The organism is Cohnella sp. OV330 (assembly GCF_900112065.1).
In the GTDB taxonomy this organism is placed as follows: Bacteria; Bacillota; Bacilli; order Paenibacillales; family Paenibacillaceae; genus Cohnella.
The window spans coordinates 489,834-511,031 of the sequence record NZ_FOKE01000001.1 but is presented as its reverse complement, the minus strand read 5'-3'; the positions used below and the strand labels follow the sequence as shown (position 1 = coordinate 511,031).

The following is a 21,198-nucleotide window of genomic DNA, read 5'->3' as shown; positions in this document are numbered from 1 at the left end:
GGTTTATGTCTTCAATCGAACGATCAAGGGATCAAGTACATTGGCGGATTATGAAACATGGGCGGATTATGAAGGTCTATCGGGTCATGAAACATAGGCGGATTATGCGCGTCAATGACGGGCAGCTGAATGGTCCCGATGCTTTGCAATGGCGCGGATAAGATCTCGATCCGGGAAGGCGTTTCGGCGCTCGCGGCCAACGGTAGAGCCAACATCGCAGTAGCTACGGCACTTAGCAAACCTAATTTGAACCTGTTTTTCATGAAGAAACGCCTCCTCTTATTTTCCCCTATGGGGTACTAGCATCCACTCATTAAACTGGCGGCAAGCAATAGCCTATCGGTTCCACGTTGATGATATAGTAGCCCCACTGGCCTTTGCTATTGAAGAAAATCCATCTCATTGTTGTTCTGGACATAAAAGAAGTGCTGAACGAGACTTTTGTGCCGTTATGCGTAAATTTCAATTGAGAGGCCCAGATATAGGGGCCATCGGGGTGGAAAGAAGCGACATCGTACATAAAGGATACCGGCAACTCCATCTCAACCGTATCCGAAGCGCCCTTGGCCGGGTGCAAATTCACTGTTCCTAATAAATGACTGACCGCCGGTGGCGACACATTAACGATAAAATACCCCCACTCGTTCTTGGTGTTCGTAACCTTAACCGTTACCGTGGCTGCCCCGCCCAGCGAATAGAAACTGATACCTGTCTCGTTAGAATACTGCGAGTAGGGGTTTGTATACCAGTCAATCGGGTGTTGCAGATCCCAAGTCTTGGCATACACAAGATTACTGTTCGGACCCGTGATTTCAATGGACTTCACGCTAAAATTAAAATTTACAGGCAACATTCTGCTATTATCGTCCGTTTCTTGCCCCTCCGGAAGCAAATCCACGGTACCCCAGTAATGGTTGAACGCTACCGGCACCGCCTGTATCGATGGTGTGGGTCTGGTTAAGACCTCATTGGGATAGGCGCTCGCCTCCGGTGTCTGATCAACCACGACGACTTGCGTTCGGGATTCAGCGCTAGCCGCCACTGGTAAAGCCAATAGAAGAGCAGCTATGGCGGTTATCAAACCTAATTTGAAGATGTTTTTCATTTATAAAGGACCTCCTATTTTTCTCCCCTTCTTTGGGGGGTTCCTTGCTACAAAATCATCATAAGTCATTTCCAAGACGGGAAATATACTCGTAAATCAGAGTAGTTATGAGGTATCCTTTATAAAGAAGCCTTACAGCGTCCAAATATTTATAGAGAGGTTTTCGATATGACTAATCATTTCTGGCGCGATTTGCCACGGCCTTTTTTTATACTGGCACCCATGGAAGACGTGACGGATGTTGTGTTTCGCCATGTCGTAAGCGAAGCAGCCAGACCGGATGTGTTTTTTACGGAGTTTGCGAATACGGAGAGCTATTGTCACCCGGAGGGGAAACATGCCGTCCGCGGGCGTTTGACTTTTACGGAGGATGAACAGCCCATCGTCGCTCATATCTGGGGAGACAAGCCTGAATTCTTCCGTCAAATGAGCATAGGCATGGCGAAAGAGGGATTTAAAGGCATTGATATCAATATGGGTTGTCCTGTAGCGAATGTAGCGGAGAACGGGAAGGGAAGCGGCCTAATCTGCCGTCCTGAGATCGCGGCGGATCTCATCCAAGCGGCCAAAGCCGGGGGACTGCCCGTCAGCGTAAAAACGAGGCTCGGTTTCAGCGAAGTCGACGAGTGGCGCGGGTGGTTAACCCATATTTTGAAGCAAGACATCGTGAATCTGTCCATCCATCTGCGCACGAGAGAGGAAATGAGTAAAGTAGATGCGCACTGGGAACTGATTCCGGAGATTAAGAAGCTTCGCGATGAGGTGGCGCCAGATACCCTTCTGACCATTAACGGGGATATCCCCGACCGCCGGACCGGCCTCAAGCTCGCTGAACAATACGGCGTGGACGGCATTATGATCGGGCGCGGTATTTTTCATAATCCGTTTGCTTTCGAGAAGGAGCCGAAGGCGCACGGCAGTGAGGAATTGCTGGATTTGCTGCGGCTGCATCTGGATCTTCATGATCAATATTCAGGACAGGGACCCCGTTCGTTCAGTTCACTTGTCCGTTTCTTCAAAATATATGTCCGCGGATTCCGGGGCGCGAGCGAATTAAGAAATAACTTAATGAACGCAAAGTCTACCAGTGAAGTGCGCGCACTGCTTGGCGAGTTTGGAAGCAAGGTGCATGATGAGGCCGAGGAACGCGGAGACTAGGATCGGTTGATTGGAGTGGTGGACAGAAGAGTCGGGAGTAACATCGTTTGCCATTGGGCGAGCGCGGCATTTGCCTCACTCGCCCCAAATCTCAATCGGTTCTGCTGGACGCCGGAGCGGTGTCTTTTTATATTTCTTTTGCATATTCCGTATTTTCAAATGCCTTCGTAAGACGCGGCAAAGGTATGCCTGCCTTTTTTGCTTCTCTCACAACTTCAAGTACCGCAAAACCTGCTTTACTATTGTTGTATTCCACGAAAAGCCGCGGCAAGCTGCCTTTTGCAAAAATAACCTTGTTAAAAAGTGTGCCGAGAAGTCCAGGTGGAATTTTAGTCAACAGGAGAGAAATGGTATCAAGCTTTGCACCTCTTGCTTTAAGTACAGGGATCATTTCCCTCATATTCAACCCAACGTTGGAAAATGAGTCACTATGGTTCATGACTGCTGGGAAACTTCCCCGTTTTAACACCTCGGCTTCCATCGCTGCGTTCATGGCAAAGTGATTCCATAACCAGTTTTGCATATCCTTTACCCAATTCATTTTAAAATGGGCACTTTCAAATAGTTCTTTGACCTTGTTGTTAATATGCTCGGTGCCAGCCCGTGGTTTTTCTAAAAATACCATTTTCAAAAAGCCGCCTCTAAGCTTATTGTCCGCAATGCCGCCTCCTGCTCCAGGGAAGCCAAAGACAACATTGTTCATAGACAATGGCGCGATCGATGATTTCAAATCTTGCCAAATGTTATTGAATAGGAGGATCGGGGTATTTCCTGCAGCAGTTGATAGGAATTGTGCTGCTTTCGGAAGTTGTTCCGTGTTGACGCTCACAATAATGAGATCATAATTTGGAAGGATCTCCTCATGCAGTTTGACGTTCCAGCTTTCTATTATGAGCTTTTTCCCTTTTCGTGCGTCCCGCATTTCAAGCTTTATGCTGCTTCCTAAGGTTTCTTTCCTCCCCTTTCTGACGTAAAACTCAACTATATGACCTGCCTGTTCGAAGGCCCACGCATACTGGGTCGATATTACGCCTCTACCGAAGAATAAAATTTTCATGTTAGACTCCCCCAAAGAGTTGATAATCCGTTATCGATGATCCAACAACGTGTTGTATAATGATATTGTATGGATTCGCCATACAGTCATCAACCATCAGATTTTCAATATCTGTGGGATCATCTCTTGAACCGGAAATGGAGGTAAATCATGAACAAGCAGCCTGAAATTACGGACAAAACCAGGCAGACCTTTATAAATGTGTTCTGTGATTTATATAGCCAGAAGCCAATCGAAAAAATATCTATTCAAGAGATTGCCAACAAATCAGGATATAACCGCAGTACATTTTATCAATACTTTACGGATATTTATGAGCTGCTGAACTACGTTGAAGAGAAGGTTTTGAAATCCATTAACGAGGAAATGGCAAGCAGGGAGCTTTCTACGCACACTTTCCAAGATGCGCTTCAATGCTTGGAAAGTACAGAAGATATTTCTATCCTGAAAGCCCTCCTCGGTGACTATGGTTCTGTTCATTTTGTTGAACGCCTGAAAAGAGAAATTCCCTTCGAGAGATTGATTGTGAATCTTCCAACAAATGATATCTTAGCGCCATACCTGATTGAGTTTTACATATCGACATTACTATCTTTGTTTCGCCTTTGGATACGCAAGGGCAAAGATTTATCGTCCGAGGAATTGGTTAAGCTGATCGATAGCCTATTCGCAAATGGGATAAAGCCGTATCATATCTTAATCAAAGGTAAGAGTTCAACGTAAGGGACGCCTTAGAACAAGGCAGGTCACCACTCTCGTTAAGGGAACGCACAGCGCATCTGGAGTATTTTGAGAACCGATTAAAGGGGTTTGCTAAGAATGTGATCGTCATACGCGGGGGATGGGGGAGAAACCGCGTGAGGCATTACGAGAGCAGATCGGCAGCATACCTGATGCTGAGGAACGGGTATTTATAGCAACTGGTAAACTGATTGGCGAAGGTTTCGACGATGAGAGGCTGGACACCTTATTGTTGGTGCACCCTATCTCTCTTGGCAGGCATTCTTATTGAAAGGGGAACGAGCTATGATGGAAAGAAGACACTGCAAAGCCATCATTCAATGGGATAAAGATAAAGACACAAGCAAATTTCCATTGAATGAATGGCTTCGCGATATTGTCGTCATATTTGGAGAAATCGTCGGCAAGATCATTCATGGCGATGCTTGGACTGTCTTGGTTCGCGTCACAGAAGTGATCGATGAAACGCGTACTAATGCGGATGTCGCTTTTATCGTAGACGAGGCACCTTGGCACTTGCTTGAACCAGGATACAGCTTCAAGTTATGGGCTGGAAGTGAGATTGCTACCGTCACCATTTTATAATGCAATCTTGATAACGTTGTCCCTCTCCCTAATCCCGCACCAACGTAACCTTAAACGCACTTCTTCCGAGCTCTTATCCAATTACTTGTGCGACTGCGAGCCCAGCGTCAAACCGATCTCGCGCGTTGCAGCGTCCCATGAGACGTCAAACCCGAGCGCTTCTCCGAGGAAGCGGAACGGCAGCATGGTGCGCCCGTTTGAGATGTATGGAGCGCCTAGCAGCTGCTTTTCCTCGCCGTTTACCACAGCTGTCTTTTCGCCGATGGTCAGCTTCATCTTAAGATGAGCGGTGTCTATCCGCACGGTGTGCGTGGCCGCTTCCCAGCGAATGTCTCCGCCGACAGCCTCCGTCAGGAAACGAACCGGCAGGTAGGCGCTGCCTTCGATCAAAGCGGGCGCCGTGCCGTAGCCGGGATCGATCTCGAACGTCTGGCCGTTCAGCTTAAAGTCGCGTTCCCCGATTCGCAGCGTAAGGCGGCTTTTTTCGGCAAACGGGTTGATCACCTTTTTGTCGCTGTACGTGACCATATAATCGATTATGATTTTGGCGGCTTCAGGCCGCATATCCATCTCCAAGTCCGGATCGAATGCCACGTCTGCGACGGTTTTCCACACATGCGCCCAGCCGGCGTCCTTCATCTCCTCCTGCGCTTGGACAATGGCATGAATCAACGCAGCGGTGAAGCTATCCGGCAGCAGCCGGCGTGCGTCCTCCAGCCATTGCTCCGCCTCGCGCGTATCCAGATAATCGTCCATCGCCAGCAAGTAGCCGATGACAAAGCGTTCATCTCCGCGCAGTTCGGACTGCTTGAGCGTTGCAAGCGATTGGCCGTAAGCATGCTGTGCATAGGCTTCCGCGCGTTGGGTCGGCTCGGTCTCCCAGCCTATGGCATTGATGACGGCGGCACGCAAGGCGAGCGGCGAAGATTCATCGGCCAGGTAGGTCGCCAGTTCGGCAGTCATGCCACTCGCTTGGAGGGCCTTCTGGATGATCGGTTCATCCGTATACGCTTCATAAAAATTGGTGGAGGTGACTGGTGAATCGGCATGTGCCGCCGGAAACGGCGTTAAAGCGAACAGCATCGCCGTCAAAGCGCATAATAGGATGAACGGATTTTTCTTCAAACAACGATCCCTTCCCCTCATCTTTTTTATGAATTAGCCGAAAGCGCGCATTTCGAAACGTACGACATCCGGAGGAATCGCAGCCCGCTAGCGCTATCCTGCAAAAGTGCATCATCGAGGCCTGGTAGGGAGGGGATTTGCGATCGAAGCGATGAACGGGTGGGGCTCTCGATCATGCACTTTTGCGCGATAGCCCCATGAGGGGCTCTTCGCTTTTAATCGATCGTTGATTTACGCATGCACGGACCGCGGTAATCTCTCCGTCCTAGCGGATATAAACGTAGATAGGCGTCCGGTATAGATCGGCGCAGACGACCGTCCGCACCGGCGTCCAGCCCGGCAGCGCGAAGCAGACGCTGACGACGCAGGCGCCGGGCGCCAGATGCCGACGGAGCAGCGGCGCAAGGCGATTATTATTTCATAATGGCGCACCGACACGAGTTATGATACACTCCACGCATCGCCTTTTAATTGCCAATAAATACCGAACTTTGGGAGGGACTCGCGTGCTGCTCCGCCGCAAGAGTATCTTTTTGACCCTATGGCTTTCCTATATCCTCATCCTGCTTATTCCCGTTACCGTTACGTTCGTGCTCTATACCAATATGGAAAAAACGCTGATCGACAACGCCAACCGCGCTAACCTCGCCATGCTGGAACAAGCCCGCCAGGTGGTGGACAGCAATCTGCAGGAAATGGAGCAGCTCGGCGTCCAAATCGCCATGCAGCCCAAGCTTCAAACGCTATGGACGGTGAGAGACGGCGAGAAATATATTCAATACGAGGAAGCCGTCCGCTCGCTTAGGAATATCCGTAACGGATCGCGCTTTATCGATGATTTATATATTTATTTGCGGGATGACGATACGGTCATTTCCTCCAGACTGAAAACGGACGCGACTACGTTCTTCACCGAACTGTATCCGCTTCCAGGCAGGAGCCTCGATCAAGTGCGCTCCGAAATCTTAACCGGCTATCACTATCTGGACTTCTGGCCGGCTCCGCAAGCCGAACAAAATCACGCGGCAAACGTAATTGCCAGCGCCTTCTCGCTGCCGCTCGGGGAGGGGAGCAACGGGAAGGGCACCTTGATCATGCTGATCGACGAACAACAAATCTTCGACCTTCTCAAGCAGATCCAGTGGGTGAACAAGGGAACGATGCTCATCCTTGATTCGAAGGGACAAGTCATTGTCTCGACGGCGGGCCGGCATGAGCTTCCCGCCGGTCTGTCCGCGGAGATTTCCGGCACCAACGGATACGAGACGTACCCGATGGACGGCCAAACGCAGATGCTCTCGTATACAACCGGCCAAAGCGGCTGGAAATATATATCCTTGGTGCCCAAAAACGTCGTGCTGGAGAGGGTTAACGAAATTAAAGCCTGGGCGCTGGGCTTGCTGGCTTTCGTCGTCGCCGCCGGCAGCGCGGCGGCTTACTGGATGGCCAACCGCAGTTACAGCCCGATCCGCGATCTCGTTTACACGATTAATAAAGGCAGGAGCGTGCCGCGCAGCGGATCCGCGAACGAGTACGAATTCATCCGGACCTCCATTACGGAGTCGTTTGCCGAGAGCATGGATTTGAAATCCAAGCTTGCCGGTCATCTGCCGGTCGTTCGCGCCCATTTCTTGAGCAGGCTGCTGAAGGGACAAACGGACCCGGCCGAGCTCACGCCCGATTCTCTCGCCTTCATGGGCTTGCATTTCCCGCATCCCTGCGTAGGGGTGGTGCTGATCGAGGTGGATGAGAGCAAGGAGTTTCGAGTCGAAGAAAGCGAGCGGGATCATGCGCTGGTCCGCTTTATTATATTGAATTTGAGCAGCGAGCTATTAAGAGATTCGGGCTATGCCACGGAAACCGACGGCAACCGGCTGGCGCTGGTTCTTAACGTTCCCGACCCGTCGGCAGAGACGCTGCTCAACCGCGACCGGTTCATCGCCGAGCTTAAAGAGATCGTCGAGGGAAGGTTCCGCATGAAAATCACGGTAGCGACCAGCTCCATTCACCATGGGCTGCCGGAAGTTTCCCGCTGCTACAACGAAGCGCTTAACGCGCTTGATTATCGCATCATTCACGGGATAAGCTCCATCATCCACTATGATCAAATCCGGGAAATGGAACGCACCGACTACTACTATCCGACTGAAGTCGAAGCGCGGTTCATGAACGTGCTCAAAAGCGGCGAACTGGAAGCCGCGGAGCGGATCTTGGACGAGCTTTACGAACGAAATATCGGCTCCCGCGAGACTACGCCCGAACTGGGCAAGCTGCTGTTCATGAACATCCTCGGCACCTTGCTGAAGGTTACGAATGCGCTCAAGATCGACGAGAAGCTGTCGCTGGATACGGACAACGATCCCGTGAAGCAGATTCTGAACAGCGCGTCGGCGGACGAGATGGTAAGAAAAATCAAAAAGTGGATTGAATTCATTTGCAACCGCGTGAGCGAAGTGCGTTCCGAACAGCATGAACGGTGGCAAGAGCGGATGAAGCAGTATATCGACCTGCATTACGCAGACCCTTCGCTCAGCTTGACCAACGTCGCCGATCACTTCGGATTAAATCCGGCGTACATGTCCGCCTTGTTCAAGAAGCAGTATGGCTTCAATCTGACCGATTATATGATCGAGCTGCGGATATCCGAAGCCAAGCGTCTGCTTGCCGATCCGGGAATGACCGTCCTGCAGATCGCTCAGCGGGTCGGATATTCCACCGACATCGGCTTCATCCGCACTTTTAAAAAAATAGAAGGCATTACCCCCGGAAAGTACCGGGAAATGCTGCAATTATCCGGGGATCCAAAAGAAGGTTAGGTACTGTGAAAATCGGTTTGTTCTTCATCTAAAGCGGCGTTTATCCTTCATTCGAACGTTATGTAGGCAGCCTGAGACGTCTCGACTATATTGAAATTGCGGACGGCGCAACCGCAATACAATCGTACATGGGAGGGTCATCGAAGGATGAACCGAAAGCAGAAATCGCTTCGACTCACGTTGGTCTCGGCAACCTTGCTTGCCGTCTTGGCAACAGGCTGCAACAGTAACAGCAACAGTAACGGCAATTCATCCGGAACCGCCTCGTCTTCGGCACCGGCAGGGACGGCGACGGGGACGGGGACGGCCCAAGCCAATCCAACGGCTGCCGAAGTGAACTATCCCGCTTCTCTGACGTACTGGGTGCAGATGAACGGCAATGCGGGCGCAATCATGAAGACGTACAACGAGATGGCTGCCTACCAGGAAATCGAGAAAAAAACCGGCACGAAGGTCGAGTTCCAGCATCCGCCGACGGGGCAGGAGAAAGACCAGTTCAATATCATGCTGGCTTCGGGCAACCTGCCTGACGTGGTGGAATACAATTTCGGTTCGACCGTGGGGCTGTCGGCCTCCCAAAGTCCCGATGCCCTGATTAAAGGAAAACAGATCCTGCGCCTGAACGAGTTTGATCGATCAGTACGCGCCTAACTTGAGCCAAGTATTGAAGGACCATCCCGAGTTTAAGAAAATGATCACGACCGATGAAGGAAATATTTACGTGATGCCGTTCCTGCTGGGCGACGAGCAGTTAAGCGTCGTGAACGGTCCCATTTTCCGCCAGGATTGGCTCGATAAATTAAATTTGAAGGTGCCGACCACGATCCCCGAATGGGAAACGGTTCTGACGGCATTTCGCGATAAAGACCCGAACGGCAACGGAAAGAAGGACGAGATCCCCTTCTATATGAATCTGTACGGCGACTTCGATTTGAACCACCTGTTCGTCGGCGCCTGGGGCATTACCACGGACTTTTACAACGATAACGGCAAGGTGAAGTACGGTCCGATCCAGCCCGAGTACAAGGCGTTCCTGGCCACGCTCGCGCGCTGGTACAAGAACGGCCTGATCGACAAAGACTATGCCAGCATTACGGACGCCAAGCTGAAGGATAATAAAATCCTTAATAATCAAGTCGGGGCCTATTCCGGATTTGCCGGGTCCAGCCTTGGCCGCTATTTAACCCTGGTTCAAGAGACGAATCCGAGCTTTTCCCTGGTGGGCGCTCCGTATCCGAAGCTTGAGGAAGGCGGCGCGAATCCGCTCGGTCAATATACGAACCCTTTCACCGGCTACGGAGCGGCGGTATCCGCGGGGGCCAAAAACCCGGAACAAATCGTGAAATGGCTCGATTACAAGTATGGCGAGGAAGGCCATATGCTGATCAACTTCGGGATCGAAGGCGAAAGCTACAAGATGGAGAACGGCTATCCGAAGTATACCGACCTGATCATGAACAACCCCGATAAGCTGCCGATGTCGCAGGCGATGGCGAAGTATTTCCAATCCGGCTGGAATGGACCTTTTGTTCAGGATAAACGGGTGATCGAGCAATATTACACCATCCCCGCGCAGCGCGAAGCGCAAAAGACGTGGGCTCAAGCGGACCATTCCAAGCAAATGCCGAGCATTGCCCTGAATGCCGACGAAAGTTCGAAAACCGCTTCGATCATGAACGACGTGAAGACCTACCGGGACGAGATGTTCAATAAATTCGTCATGGGCGCCGAGCCGATCGAGAACTTCGATAAGTATGTGAAGACGCTGGAAAGCATGGGGATCGAAGAAGCGATCAAGGCGCGTCAGGCAGCCTTGGATCGTTACCTCAGCAGAAAATAAGAAAAGCAGGGAGCGAACATACGGCGTGGGGGAGAACCTTCCCGCCGTATGGCGTCTTTTTGCGCCCGTTTTGACACACTCATTTCGCTCAAGGAGGAGCTCGCGATGTCCACGGCGATCCAGCGAAAATCGGACTCTTTAAAGCCCGCGGTCGACAAGAGCGGGTTCAAGTATCGGTTTGTCCGCGATGCCAAAATCAATAAATACGTTTACCTCATGCTGCTTCCCGTCGTGGTTTATTATGTCGTCTTTTACTATGTGCCGATGTACGGCCTGCAGATCGCGTTTAAGGATTACTCGCCCGGTTTAGGCTTTCTGCACAGCGACTGGGTCGGTCTGAAGCACTTCAAGGACTTCTTCGGAAGCCATTACTTTTCTCGTATTCTGCGCAATACGCTGCTGATCAGCTTGTACGAGCTGCTGTTCACGTTTCCGGCCTCGATCGTGCTCGCGCTTTTGTTGAACGAGCTGCGCAGCGCGATGCTGAAGCGAACGGTTCAAACGATTACCTATATGCCGCATTTTATATCGATCGTGGTCGTCTCGGGCATGCTGATCGACTTCCTGGCCCGCGACGGGTTAGTCAACAATCTGCTCGGCTCCTGGTTCGGCGCGCAGCCGATCGCCTTTCTGCAGGAGAGCGGCTGGTTTCGTTTTGTTTTTATTTCCTCGAATATATGGCAGAATATCGGCTGGGGCTCCATCATCTATTTGTCGGCCATGGCCGGCATCGATCCTTCGCTCTATGAGGCCGCCCGAGTTGACGGCGCCAGCCGATTGCGGCAGACCTTTCACATTACATTGCCGGGCATCATGCCTACGGTGGTCATCCTGCTGATTCTCCAGATCGGCAACTTCATGTCCGTCGGCGCGGACAAAATCCTGCTGCTCTATAACCCGACGACTTACGAGACCGCCGATGTCATCGGAACCTTCGTTTACCGAAAAGGGATACTCGAATCCAACTTCAGCTACAGCGCTGCCGTAGGCCTCTTCAACTCCCTCATTAACTTTACGCTGCTTCTGTCGGCCAATGCGTTAAGCCGGCGCACCAGCGATCATAAACTTTGGTAAGAAGGAGGCCGTCCAACATGCGCAGAAGCTGGGGGGAACATCTTTTCGACGTGTCGAATTCCCTGCTCTTGATTTTATTGTCTCTGATCACCTTATATCCGTTCCTGTTCGTGTTGATCTCCTCGTTAAGCGATCCGGCGTGGGCGCTTCAAACGCGCGGCCTGATCTGGTATCCCAAAGGCTTCACCTTGGAAGCTTACAGGCTGGTTTTCCGCAATCCTTCGATTCTAACCGGCTATTTGAACACCCTCCTGTACGTTGCATTGGGCACCTCGCTGAACATCCTCATGACCTCCTTCGGCGCTTATGCCTTATCCAGGCAACAGGTGATGTGGAAAAACCCGGCCATGTTCCTCATTGTATTCACCATGTTCTTTAACGGCGGCTTAATTCCCACGTACCTGCTCATTCACGACTTAGGCATGGTGGATACCCGTTGGGCGCTGATCATTCCAGCAGCGATGAGCGCTTATAATCTCATTATCATGCGCACCTCGTTCATGAGCGTCCCCGTCAGCCTCGAGGAATCGGCCAAGCTGGACGGGGCCAACGACTTTACCGTCTTATTCCGCGTCATTCTGCCGCTGTCGATGCCCGTCGTTGCGGTCATGATTCTTTTCTACGGCGTAGCCCATTGGAATTCCTGGTTCAGCGCGCTTATCTACTTGCGCACGCGCGACCTGTATCCGCTCCAGCTCATTCTGAGGGAGATCCTGATCACGAACAGCACCGATACGATGATGACCGGCGTCGGCGGCTCCGACAAGATGCCGATCGGAGAGACGATCAAATACGCGACGATCATCGTAGCGACAGGGCCGATCCTGCTGCTGTATCCGTTCCTGCAAAAGTACTTCGTTAAAGGGGTGATGATCGGGGCGATTAAGGGGTGAAGCTCCCCTTTTGCCTTGTCGGATACAATAAAAAGCCGTTAGCCTTGGACGCGTAGTCCTCGGCATAACGGCTATTTTATTTACTCGCCGTAAACCATCACTTCCATAATACTGGTTGCCGTCGAGAGGTTGTTACCGGATACGGCAATGCGAAGATACCGTGCCGTCGTATCCGGGATATCGTAAATCTCGTAATCGTCGGTCACTTTCCCCGAGCTCGGCCCTTGATAGACCTTCGTCCATGTCTGTCCATCCGTTGATGTCAGCAGATCAAAGTAGAATTGACGCTGATTGCCAAACCGCCAGGAGATGCCGACATACGTGGCCGTCGTCTCGGAGCCGAGGTCGAAATCAATGGTGTTCGGTCCGCTGACGGACCAGTACGTTGTTAGATCGTGATCCGCAGCGCGCGGCCCGGGCCACTGGTTGTTAACAGGTCCGCTGTCGGCCAAGTACGCGACAGGCAATGCCGGGACATCCGTGAGCACGCCCGAGAATATGCCCCGGGTTATATCGATGAAATATTTACCCGGTCGATTGACGCCCTGGTCATCCGTTACTTCCACAACGGCCGTTCCCGGTATGCCGGAAGCGGGCGTAATGGTTACCGTGTCGTTCGGGTCCGCAGCGACAGCCGTGATCGCAGGTACGGTCTGGGTCAGGAAGGGAACTTCCACCGCGTACTTCATTTTCATCGATCGGAAGCCGGTCACCGGCACACCATCGACCTTGAGCTGCGACAAGAGCGCGGTAGGCGTCGAATCCAGGCTCCACGCCTGCAGCGGCGTCACGGTCGGCACATCGGCAGGCGGCGCTTCAATGACGGACAACGGCGTGAATCGAACGGCAATCGTCAGTTGATCCTTGGCAGCCGGGATGTGAATCGTCAGCTTCCTCACATTGGCATTCAACGTCTGGCCGGCGTAACTATCCGTTGTCGAGAGCGGGGTCGCCGTCCGGACCTCGAAGCTAGCCGCGCCAGGGGACAGGAGCTGGGCATAGAGCCGTTTGCCATTCTTCGTGAGGATCGCCGATTTGCCGTCCGGTGCAACGGTGATCTCCGGCGCATCCGTGTGCATGAACCAATACAAGTCCGAAGGGGCTTTCAACTGAAGCTCATCCTGAACGAGGAAGCTGCTGCGGTATTGGCCCAGCATCATGCCCCGCTTCGCGTACACGACGTCATCCTTGTAGGCCGACGTCATATCGACGACCGCGTAGCCGCCCTCGGGCTTGGAATCGTAAGCGATGATCGGCGCGTTGGCGTCGAGCGCTTGATCCGGTCCGTCGTCCGGGTTGATCACCAGCGTGTTGGAGCCTTCGGCCCTCGTGCGGTACCAATCCCATCGGTTCGGATCGGCCTCGGGGTTGCTCGTGAAGTACCCCTGCACGTTATAGTCCTTGTCGTCCTTCCCAAGATCGACGGCCCACCGGACGCCAAGCGCATCCAGAACGAATGTCCCGACGTCGAGATGGTTATGCAGGGTATTCGATATCGCATAATCGTTGACCCCGCCCTTGATCGCGACGTAGTTGGCGCCGGGATCGCTCCAGGAATCGCGGAAGGCCGCGACATTGTTCTTGAGCGGATGGTCGTACAACACGTCAAGCTGCTGCGGATCGACGCTGGCGCCGTACAGTCCCGGACGGTACCAGATCAGATCCATCGGAAGCGCTTTATGATTCTCCTTATAGCTGAATTGCCTGTACCAGGATACATCCGCGTCTCCGAGCAAATCCGCGAACAGCAGAAGCTGCGGCGTATCGAGAACCGTCGGATGCGCATCCGCATAATTGAACGGACCTTTCGGGCCGTGCAGGTTTGCCATATACTTCGCGGTCTCGCGGACGCCGGTCTGGTCCATAAAGCCGTAATCGGCGCCAAGCGTCGTATGGAGCGCCGACATCATATACCCGAAATATTCGGTCGCGTAATTCCAATACCCGGTCCCTTCCGGCCAATCGCCGTCGGTGGCGAAGGCGCCGAGACCGTATTGCGTGGAGGACAGCGCCGACTGGAGCACCGACTCGGCGATCGGAACCTGGAAGCGCGGATCGGAAGCTTCCGTATGGACGCGATTGGCATCCGCTTCGTCTCCGATGGTCAGGACGGTTGTCACGATGCCGCCATTGACTACCAAGTTCCAGTTGGATGGGGAAACCGTCCACCAGGCATTGTTCTTGGCCCCGCCTTCCAGGTATTCATACTTTGCGTTGATCAGCACTTCCTGAATCATTTTGGCGCGGAGACTGTCCCGCTCCTGCTGCGTCATCGCATCGTACAGCCAGTCATAGCCGATGGAAGCCACGACGCCCATTTCCGAAATGCTGAGGAAATTTTTGACGCCGCCATGCCAATCCGGATAATCCACCATCACATTTAACTGATTGATAGCAGGAACCGAATATTTGGCGTCGCCTGTCAATTGGTACATCAGGGCAAGCTTTTCAATCCGCGGCCTCAGCTCATCCGCCAGGTTGACGATATTGATGTTGGAGCCCGAACTGGTCGTATAGTATTGGATCGAAGGCTTGGGGACTTCGAGGTCCGCGTCGGCCTTCACTTTGGCGTACCACTCCTGCATGATCGGATCAGTCTGAATAAGCCCGCGAATTCTCGTGAAGTCATCGCTTGTTGCAAACAACCTAGGGTGAGCCGACCCCGGTGCGGAATGCCTGGAGACGAGGGACGCAATCATATCCGCTCCCGGCAGGCCGACATACACGACGATCTTGGTGCCGGACGTACCGCCATGTCCGTCCGAAACCCCGATCTGGAAGGAATCGTAGCCCGTATATCCCGCTGCAGGCGTATACGTCCAATCGCCATTCGACTGAACGGCAGCGCTGCCGTGCTGGGGCTGGGATGCCGGATCCGCTTGGAGGGCGAACGTCATCGGGTCGCCATCCTTGTCTTTGGCCGTCACGCGACCCGACAGGGCTTGACCCCGAACCGTACCTACGTTGACTTGCAGCTTATCCATGGACGGGGCATCCTGCTGCGACCCGACATTGACCTGGATGACCGAGAAAGCAAAGTGATCATGGCCGTCGGCGATCAGCAGCGTGAACGTATCCGCTCCGACATATTCGGCATTCGGATAATAGGTCCATGTTCCGTTGTCGCGCGCGGCGACCGTACCATGCGACGGTGCCAGGAGCACGGATGCGGTAAGCGGGTCTCCCGCTGCGTCGGTTGCCAGTATCGGACGGCTGATCGATTGATCCTCGTTGACGTCGACGGTTTCGTCGGAGGCGGCAATGTCCGAATCCGTCCCCACAACGACGGCATAAGTTGCAGAAACTTGCGGGTCTTCTTTTGCTTTCACGCTGATCGTAGCGATGCCGGGAGCGACCCCCCTGACCGTAGCCTTGGAGGGATCGGTTCCATTCGCCTCCACGACGGCTACCGTCTCATTCTTCGATTCCCAGGACACAGCCGGATTGGTGGCGTTCGCGGGCAGCGCCGTTGCCGTCAAGGCCACGCTCTCGCCGACGCCGATCAGGCCCTTGTTTTTATCCAACTGGATGCCGGATGCCGGAATCCACGGGATCACCTGGATATCGTCCGCCCACAGCGTACCGGTACCGAGCTCGAAGGCAACCTCAAGCCGCGCCTTCGTGGCGCCCGCAGGGACAGTGACGATTTTTTCGTAATAGCTCCAGCCGTCTGCGCCTGTCGTTCCGATGGCGGGAAGCTTCTCATAGACATTGCCGTCCTTCGAAATAATCGCATTGTTATCATCCTGGTAGACCAGTCGCAGGCTGACATTCGTACCGCCGTTGGCTTGCTTCAGCCAGCCGCCAACTCTATAGCTCTTGCCGGCTGCGGCCCCGACGATTTCATTATAAACGACAGCCTTCCCCTGGGAGGAAGCCTCAATCTTGACCGAATTCGCGCCTTCTTTCTTCACCGTCGTATCAACCGATAATTGGGGGTTCGTCCCCGTCGAACCAAAATAACGGGTCCAGATGTCCGGCTTCGTCCCATTCAACCAACCTGGCATGGTGGTACTGACGGTTTTCTCAAACCCGCCGTTGGGAAAAGCCCCCGACACAATCACCGTGTAAGACTTCGACCAGCCGCCTTCTACGGTCGCAGCGGTAATGACCGCTTGGCCCTCGGCTTTGGCGCTCACCTTGCCGGATGCGTCGATTGCGGCAACCTCAGGCTGGGAGGACGTCCAGTACACCCGTCGATCCGTCGCGTTCGACGGGGCGGCATAAACGGCATGCGTTACGCTAGAGCCGGGACTGAGGGCTTGATAGGAGGGTACGTCCCCGGTAAGCCCTGTAACGGGAATCCAAGGCGTGAGCTGTACATCGTCGAACCAGGCTGTTCCCTTTGCTTTATCGTAATTCGCATATAGGCTAGCCCCAGTCGCTCCAGCGGGAGCCTGAACGAGGCCTGCGTAGCTCTTCCAGGGCTGCGTGCCTTTCACTGCTGTCGCCGGCAAGTATTCCGTGCTGACCGCAGTCCCCCCGGGACCGTTCCATTTCAACCGGAGGGAGGCCCCGGTGCCGGTTAGCGATTCTGTCGCGATCAGGCTGCTCCAGCGATACCAATGACCTTCGGTCACCGGCATATTATACTGCACGGCGGAAGCATTGCTGTTAACCGCTGCACTGATGCGCAGCGAGCGGCTTCCAGCTCCGTATACGGCTTCATCGACCGTGACGACCGGGCTTCCGTAAGGGGTTAAAGCCGACCAGAAGGAAGGGGTCTTATCCGTAAAGCCGTTCTGCGAACCGCTCGTCACCGTTTCAAAGCCGCTGTTCTTCACAAGCCCGCCAGGGGCTACCGTCACGAGGTAGGACGCCGTATAGCCGCCTTCGGCCGAAGTGGCCGTAATCGTGGCAAGGCCCGGCGCAACCCCGGTAATCGCGCCCTGTCCGTCTACAGTCGCCACGCCGGGGGCGGACGAAGACCAGGTCAGGCTCGGATTGGACGGATTGGCGGGCGTGAGCTGAACGGGCGCCTGCTTCGTGTCGCCGACGAGAATCATGGCCCCCTGCTCCTGGAAGGAGAGACCCTTCAGGGAAGTCCAAGGTTTGAATTGAATGTCGTCAAACCAGGCGTAGCCATAAACCTGGTTGTAATCGAGATCGACTCTCGCCGTAACGGCCTCCTCGGGAGCAATCGTGGCCGTGGCGTAGCTGGGCCAGTCCGTTACGTTGCCCCGGACCGGCTTAGTGGAAGGAAGCAAATAATCCATCCGCAGCACCTGCCCATTCGAGTTGAGGTAGGCAACCCGGATATTGACGCCGTAAGCGGCGGTCGCTCCTGTAATCTGCTGGGTTTTGAACGCGCCGGATAACCGGTATTCCTGGCCGGGAACGACCGGAATATTCCCTTGATACACCGTTAACCGGCTTTTGTTCGGATAGGGCGAGCTAATCTTCACGGAACGGCTGCCCGCGCTCGCGTGGTACAACTCCACGCTGACCGTCGGAGCGACCGGCGTGGATGCCGCGTCCACCCAAATCGACCAGTTGGCGGCTCTTCTCGCTGTCCAGCCGGATTGGGAATCCGTGGTGTAGGTCTCAAACGAGCTGTTCTGGATCAGATTGTCTCCCGCCGCCTGCGCGGCAGAGAAGCTTGCCGGACCCCAGCCAGGGGGGAGGAGCAAGCAGACCGCCAGAATAGCAAACAAGACCAGACGTACTCTTCGAAGCATCAAATCAACCACCTCACAATGGATTTGCGCTTTGTAAGCGCATACATCCAATATAGAGTACTGGTATAATCCTGCCTACAAGACGATCTGAACAACGATAAACTTCGTTTTATGTGGCGCATAAACCGTTTTTTGCAACGGCTAACCTCACTTTAGACTGTATCTCCGCAAACCAAAATACGCCATCCGAGGATTCAGAGGAATACTTCTCCGTTCGAGGCGCTCGCTTGTGTCAGGTGTGTCTGGCGAAGTGCCGGGCATTCGGAGGAACCGCAGCCCGCTAGCGCTAGCCTGCAAAAGTGCATCATCCAAGCCTGGTTGGGAGGAGATTTGCGATCTATCGCGCAAAAGTGCACGGTAGCTCGTCTATTTAAGAGAGAACCGGGCTGTCTCGGGTGAAAATCCTGCACTTTTGCGCGATAGAAAGAAGCGATGAACGGGTGCGGCTCTCGATCGTGCACTTTTGCGCGATAGCCCCCGTGAAGGGCCCTTCGCTTTTAATCGATCGTTGATTTACGCATGCACGGATCGCGGTAATCTCTCCGTCCTAGCGGATATAAACGTAGATAGGCGTCCGGTACAGATCGGCGCAGACGACCGTCCGCACCGGCGTCCAGCCCGGCAGCGCGAAGCAGACGCTGACGACGCAGGCGCCGGGCGCCAGATACCGACGGAGCAGCGGCGCAAGGCGATTCATCGCGCCGGGATAGAGGTAGCAGATCACCGCGTCGGCGTCCTCGTAGGGGTACGCGAACAAGTCTCCGCGCATGAATCGCATTCCCGGCCGTCCCCTCGCCAGCAGCCGCGACACCGCAAGCGGCAGCGGCGAGTTCTCGATGCCGATCAGCCGCCAGCCGGGACAGTGCCGCGCCGTATGCAGCGCCAGGCTGCCCCAGCCGGAGCCGGCCTCTACCGCCGAGCCGCGCGGGCCGAGCCGCAGTAGCTCCGCCGCTACCGCACGGCGGACGGGGCCGGACGCCGGCATCGGCGAGATGCCGTTGCGCCAGCTGTGCCAGACGATGGAGAACACGGCCAGCAGCGCCGCTCCAGCCGCGATCATGCCGACCCACCAGCCGGCCGTATACGCCGCGGCCACGTCAGCGCGCCTCTGCCGCAAGCCGGCTGGGGCGGGCCGATTCGATTGCCGGCTCGTCCTGGTCAAACCTCCTGAGCGTATCGCTCATTTCCGCTAACAGCCCCTTCGAAGTAAACATGTCCCTTAACCCCTTACCAAAGTAACCCTAAACACGCTTCCCTCTTCCGAACTCTTCTCCAATTCAACGGTCCCCTCAAAAAAGCCCAGCAAATGGCGAACGATCGACAGACCCAGACCGGCCCCGCCATGCCTGCGTGCCCGTGAGGCATCAACGCGATAAAACCGCTCGAAAATCAGTTCCCTTGCCGAAGGGGATATTCCCTTTCCGGTGTCCGCTACCCGAACCGCAATGCGCCCATCCTCATGCGCAACTTGCAGCGTAACGCTCCCGTTTGGCCGATTGTACCGGATGGCGTTGTCCAGCAGATTTCGAAAGACCAAGAACAGGAAGCTCTCGTCCCCCTTGATCGTAGCAGAGAAGGGCTCGACCAGTTGGAGCTTCACGCCGTATTCGACTGCCATGGGTTCCATAAACGATACTGCATCCGTGAGGATGTCGGCAAGCTCCACAACGTTGTGCTCACGCTGCGTACGATCGTACGATCCGTCGGCCAGCAGCAGCAAATCCTCCGTTAATGACTCCAATCGCGATAGCGTCCGCTCCGTTGTCGCCCTGTAATCTTGCCAATCGCTCGGATCTATGCCATCGCCGTCGCCGGCCACCTCGAGATTGGTGCGCAGGATGGACAGCGGCGTTCTTAATTCGTGCGCGGCCGCGGAGACGAAGCGGGCCTGCTGATCGAAGGCGCGTTCCAGCCCGTCCAGCATCGTATTAAAAGCGATCCCGAGCTTTTTCAATTCATCGTGAAGCTGATCGATCTCCAGGCGCTTGTCGAGCGTGGTCGCCGTTATGCCGGCAGCGGTCTCGCTCATCCGCTTCACAGGCTTAAGGATCATCGCCGCGAGCCATTGCGCGCTGAGGATCATGCCTGCGAGCGCCACAAGCAAGCTGATAATGCGCCCCTGCAGCTCCGATACAATCCCGGAAGCCGTGAAAAAGAACTCTAAGGCGGCATACAGAATAATCATGGCCGCCAAATTAAGAATGGCAAACAGCGTCAATCTGAAACGCAGCGATAGGCGATTCCAGGGTCTCATGTCGTTGCCTCTTTCTCTCCGGCTGCGCGCGGCGACCATCGATACCCATGACCTTGAACGGTCTGAATATACGCCTCTCCGGCTGCCGGATCATGGTGCAAGAGCTTTTTGCGCAAGGAGTTAATATGAACCCGCACCGTTGAGGTAAGGGGATCCGCGTTTATATCCCACACATGCTCCAGCAGCCGCTCGGACGAGATGACCTCGCCGGGATGCAGCATCAAATATTCGAGCAGGCCGAATTCTTTTTTCGTCAAAGGTATGAGCGCATTTTCGAACCAGACTTCCTTGGTCTTCGAATCCAGGGCAAGCCGGTCGAACCGCAGGACCGTGCTTTTTACGGACGAACGCCGGCGAAGGAGCGCCCGGATGCGGGCGAGCAATTCATTGAACACAAACGGTTTGCGAAGGTAGTCGTCCGCCCCTGAATCGAGCCCTTCTTCCACTTCGTCCGGATGGCTGCGCGCGGTCAGCATGAGGATACATACATCGTGTTGGTGCGAGGATCGGCGAATGCGTTGGCAAAGCGAGATGCCGTCCAGCTCCGGAAGGTTGATGTCGAGGAGGATCACGTCATATTCGTTGGTATCCGCCAACTCCCAACCGGTCAGCCCGTCAAGCGCGCTGTCCACTGCGTAGCCCTCCCGCTTTAGACCCTTGGCTAACGCGCGCGAAAGGTCTTCTTCATCTTCAACGATGAGAATTCGCATTTGACCACTCCTTCCTGTTACGACAATAGCACAGCATTCGCGTTTTCGCGATGCGAGGAAAAACATACAGCTCTCCTGCGCTTTCTTAACAAGGATTTAACAGCCCAATCTCTATAATCAAAGCAAATCTTCCTTTTGCGCGGAGGATGCTGAACAGAATGG

Annotated in this window: 16 protein-coding genes; 8 read left to right on the top strand and 8 right to left on the bottom strand. The window is 54.3% G+C overall.

Annotated elements, in window-relative coordinates; translation table 11 throughout:
* Window positions 1–23: 23 nt before the first annotated feature.
* Both BM235_RS01980 and BM235_RS01975 read right to left on the bottom strand, forming a co-directional pair.
* Window positions 24–263 (bottom strand): hypothetical protein, encoded by a 240-nt coding sequence (locus BM235_RS01980; protein ID WP_090108853.1) that lies wholly within the window; start codon window positions 261–263, stop codon window positions 24–26.
* 50 nt (window positions 264–313) lie between these two features.
* Window positions 314–1,105, bottom strand: coding sequence for a hypothetical protein (locus BM235_RS01975; protein ID WP_090108852.1), 792 nt, complete (start codon window positions 1,103–1,105; stop codon window positions 314–316).
* Window positions 1,106–1,273: 168 nt separating this feature from the next.
* Here BM235_RS01975 and BM235_RS01970 point away from each other — a divergent pair, with 168 nt between their 5' ends.
* The gene (locus tag BM235_RS01970; RefSeq protein WP_090108851.1) at window positions 1,274–2,263 is read left to right on the top strand and encodes a tRNA dihydrouridine synthase; all 990 of its coding nucleotides are present in this window, start codon (window positions 1,274–1,276) and stop codon (window positions 2,261–2,263) included.
* 127 nt (window positions 2,264–2,390) lie between these two features.
* On the opposite strand, the gene BM235_RS01965 is transcribed toward BM235_RS01970, so the two are convergent.
* The gene (locus BM235_RS01965) at window positions 2,391–3,320 is read right to left on the bottom strand and encodes a ketopantoate reductase family protein (protein ID WP_090108850.1); all 930 of its coding nucleotides are present in this window, start codon (window positions 3,318–3,320) and stop codon (window positions 2,391–2,393) included.
* Between the two features lie 150 nt (window positions 3,321–3,470).
* On the opposite strand from BM235_RS01965, the gene BM235_RS01960 reads away from it, so the two are divergent.
* Window positions 3,471–4,043 (top strand): TetR/AcrR family transcriptional regulator, encoded by a 573-nt coding sequence (locus tag BM235_RS01960; protein WP_090108849.1) that lies wholly within the window; start codon window positions 3,471–3,473, stop codon window positions 4,041–4,043.
* A gap of 303 nt (window positions 4,044–4,346) precedes the next feature.
* Window positions 4,347–4,646 (top strand): hypothetical protein, encoded by a 300-nt coding sequence (locus tag BM235_RS01950; protein WP_090108848.1) that lies wholly within the window; start codon window positions 4,347–4,349, stop codon window positions 4,644–4,646.
* 81 nt (window positions 4,647–4,727) lie between these two features.
* Here BM235_RS01950 and BM235_RS01945 read toward each other — a convergent pair whose 3' ends face one another.
* A complete protein-coding gene (locus tag BM235_RS01945) occupies window positions 4,728–5,771 on the bottom strand; it encodes a copper amine oxidase N-terminal domain-containing protein (protein ID WP_158543658.1) in 1,044 nt (347 codons plus the stop codon).
* A gap of 506 nt (window positions 5,772–6,277) precedes the next feature.
* Here BM235_RS01945 and BM235_RS01940 point away from each other — a divergent pair.
* From BM235_RS01940 to BM235_RS01925, 5 genes are all read left to right on the top strand, one after another.
* Window positions 6,278–8,587 carry a helix-turn-helix domain-containing protein gene (locus BM235_RS01940; protein WP_158543657.1) on the top strand — a complete coding sequence of 770 codons (2,310 nt, stop codon included), beginning with the start codon at window positions 6,278–6,280 and terminating at the stop codon, window positions 8,585–8,587.
* A 147-nt stretch (window positions 8,588–8,734) separates the two neighbouring features.
* Window positions 8,735–9,238 (top strand): type 2 periplasmic-binding domain-containing protein, encoded by a 504-nt coding sequence (locus BM235_RS32430; protein ID WP_255374017.1) that lies wholly within the window; start codon window positions 8,735–8,737, stop codon window positions 9,236–9,238.
* A gap of 1 nt (window position 9,239) precedes the next feature.
* Complete coding sequence (locus tag BM235_RS01935; protein WP_255374016.1) at window positions 9,240–10,427, top strand: type 2 periplasmic-binding domain-containing protein; 1,188 nt, start codon at window positions 9,240–9,242, stop codon at window positions 10,425–10,427.
* Window positions 10,428–10,532: 105 nt separating this feature from the next.
* Complete coding sequence (locus BM235_RS01930) at window positions 10,533–11,501, top strand: ABC transporter permease (protein WP_090108845.1); 969 nt, start codon at window positions 10,533–10,535, stop codon at window positions 11,499–11,501.
* Window positions 11,502–11,518: 17 nt separating this feature from the next.
* Entirely contained in the window at window positions 11,519–12,394 is an 876-nt protein-coding gene (locus BM235_RS01925; RefSeq protein WP_090108844.1) for a carbohydrate ABC transporter permease, read from the top strand.
* 80 nt (window positions 12,395–12,474) lie between these two features.
* Here BM235_RS01925 and BM235_RS01920 read toward each other — a convergent pair whose 3' ends face one another.
* The 4 genes from BM235_RS01920 to BM235_RS01905 form a co-directional block, all read right to left on the bottom strand.
* On the bottom strand, window positions 12,475–18,072 hold the full coding sequence (locus tag BM235_RS01920; RefSeq protein ID WP_143106615.1) for an Ig-like domain-containing protein: 5,598 nt from the start codon (window positions 18,070–18,072) through the stop codon (window positions 12,475–12,477).
* Between the two features lie 547 nt (window positions 18,073–18,619).
* A complete protein-coding gene (locus BM235_RS01915) occupies window positions 18,620–19,168 on the bottom strand; it encodes a class I SAM-dependent methyltransferase (protein WP_369803450.1) in 549 nt (182 codons plus the stop codon).
* Between the two features lie 123 nt (window positions 19,169–19,291).
* The gene (locus tag BM235_RS01910; protein ID WP_158543656.1) at window positions 19,292–20,326 is read right to left on the bottom strand and encodes a sensor histidine kinase; all 1,035 of its coding nucleotides are present in this window, start codon (window positions 20,324–20,326) and stop codon (window positions 19,292–19,294) included.
* Window positions 20,323–21,102: a response regulator transcription factor gene (locus BM235_RS01905; protein WP_255374015.1), complete on the bottom strand. Its 780-nt coding sequence runs from the start codon at window positions 21,100–21,102 to the stop codon at window positions 20,323–20,325. The genes BM235_RS01910 and BM235_RS01905 overlap by 4 nt, the downstream gene beginning before the upstream one ends.
* Between the last annotated feature and the right edge of the window lie 96 nt (window positions 21,103–21,198).

Excerpts from the sequence above, each read along its gene's own strand:
- BM235_RS01980 (WP_090108853.1), bottom strand. The coding sequence starts at position 263 with ATGAAAAACAGGTTCAAATTAGGTTTGCTAAGTGCCGTAGCTACTGCG.
- BM235_RS01975 (WP_090108852.1), bottom strand. The coding sequence starts at position 1,105 with ATGAAAAACATCTTCAAATTAGGTTTGATAACCGCCATAGCTGCTCTT.
- BM235_RS01970 (WP_090108851.1), top strand. The coding sequence starts at position 1,274 with ATGACTAATCATTTCTGGCGCGATTTGCCACGGCCTTTTTTTATACTG.
- BM235_RS01965 (WP_090108850.1), bottom strand. The coding sequence starts at position 3,320 with ATGAAAATTTTATTCTTCGGTAGAGGCGTAATATCGACCCAGTATGCG.
- BM235_RS01960 (WP_090108849.1), top strand. The coding sequence starts at position 3,471 with ATGAACAAGCAGCCTGAAATTACGGACAAAACCAGGCAGACCTTTATA.
- BM235_RS01950 (WP_090108848.1), top strand. The coding sequence starts at position 4,347 with ATGATGGAAAGAAGACACTGCAAAGCCATCATTCAATGGGATAAAGAT.
- BM235_RS32430 (WP_255374017.1), top strand. The coding sequence starts at position 8,735 with ATGAACCGAAAGCAGAAATCGCTTCGACTCACGTTGGTCTCGGCAACC.
- BM235_RS01930 (WP_090108845.1), top strand. The coding sequence starts at position 10,533 with ATGTCCACGGCGATCCAGCGAAAATCGGACTCTTTAAAGCCCGCGGTC.
- BM235_RS01925 (WP_090108844.1), top strand. The coding sequence starts at position 11,519 with ATGCGCAGAAGCTGGGGGGAACATCTTTTCGACGTGTCGAATTCCCTG.
- BM235_RS01920 (WP_143106615.1), bottom strand. The coding sequence starts at position 18,072 with ATGCTTCGAAGAGTACGTCTGGTCTTGTTTGCTATTCTGGCGGTCTGC.
- BM235_RS01910 (WP_158543656.1), bottom strand. The coding sequence starts at position 20,326 with ATGAGACCCTGGAATCGCCTATCGCTGCGTTTCAGATTGACGCTGTTT.
- BM235_RS01905 (WP_255374015.1), bottom strand. The coding sequence starts at position 21,102 with ATGTTTTTCCTCGCATCGCGAAAACGCGAATGCTGTGCTATTGTCGTA.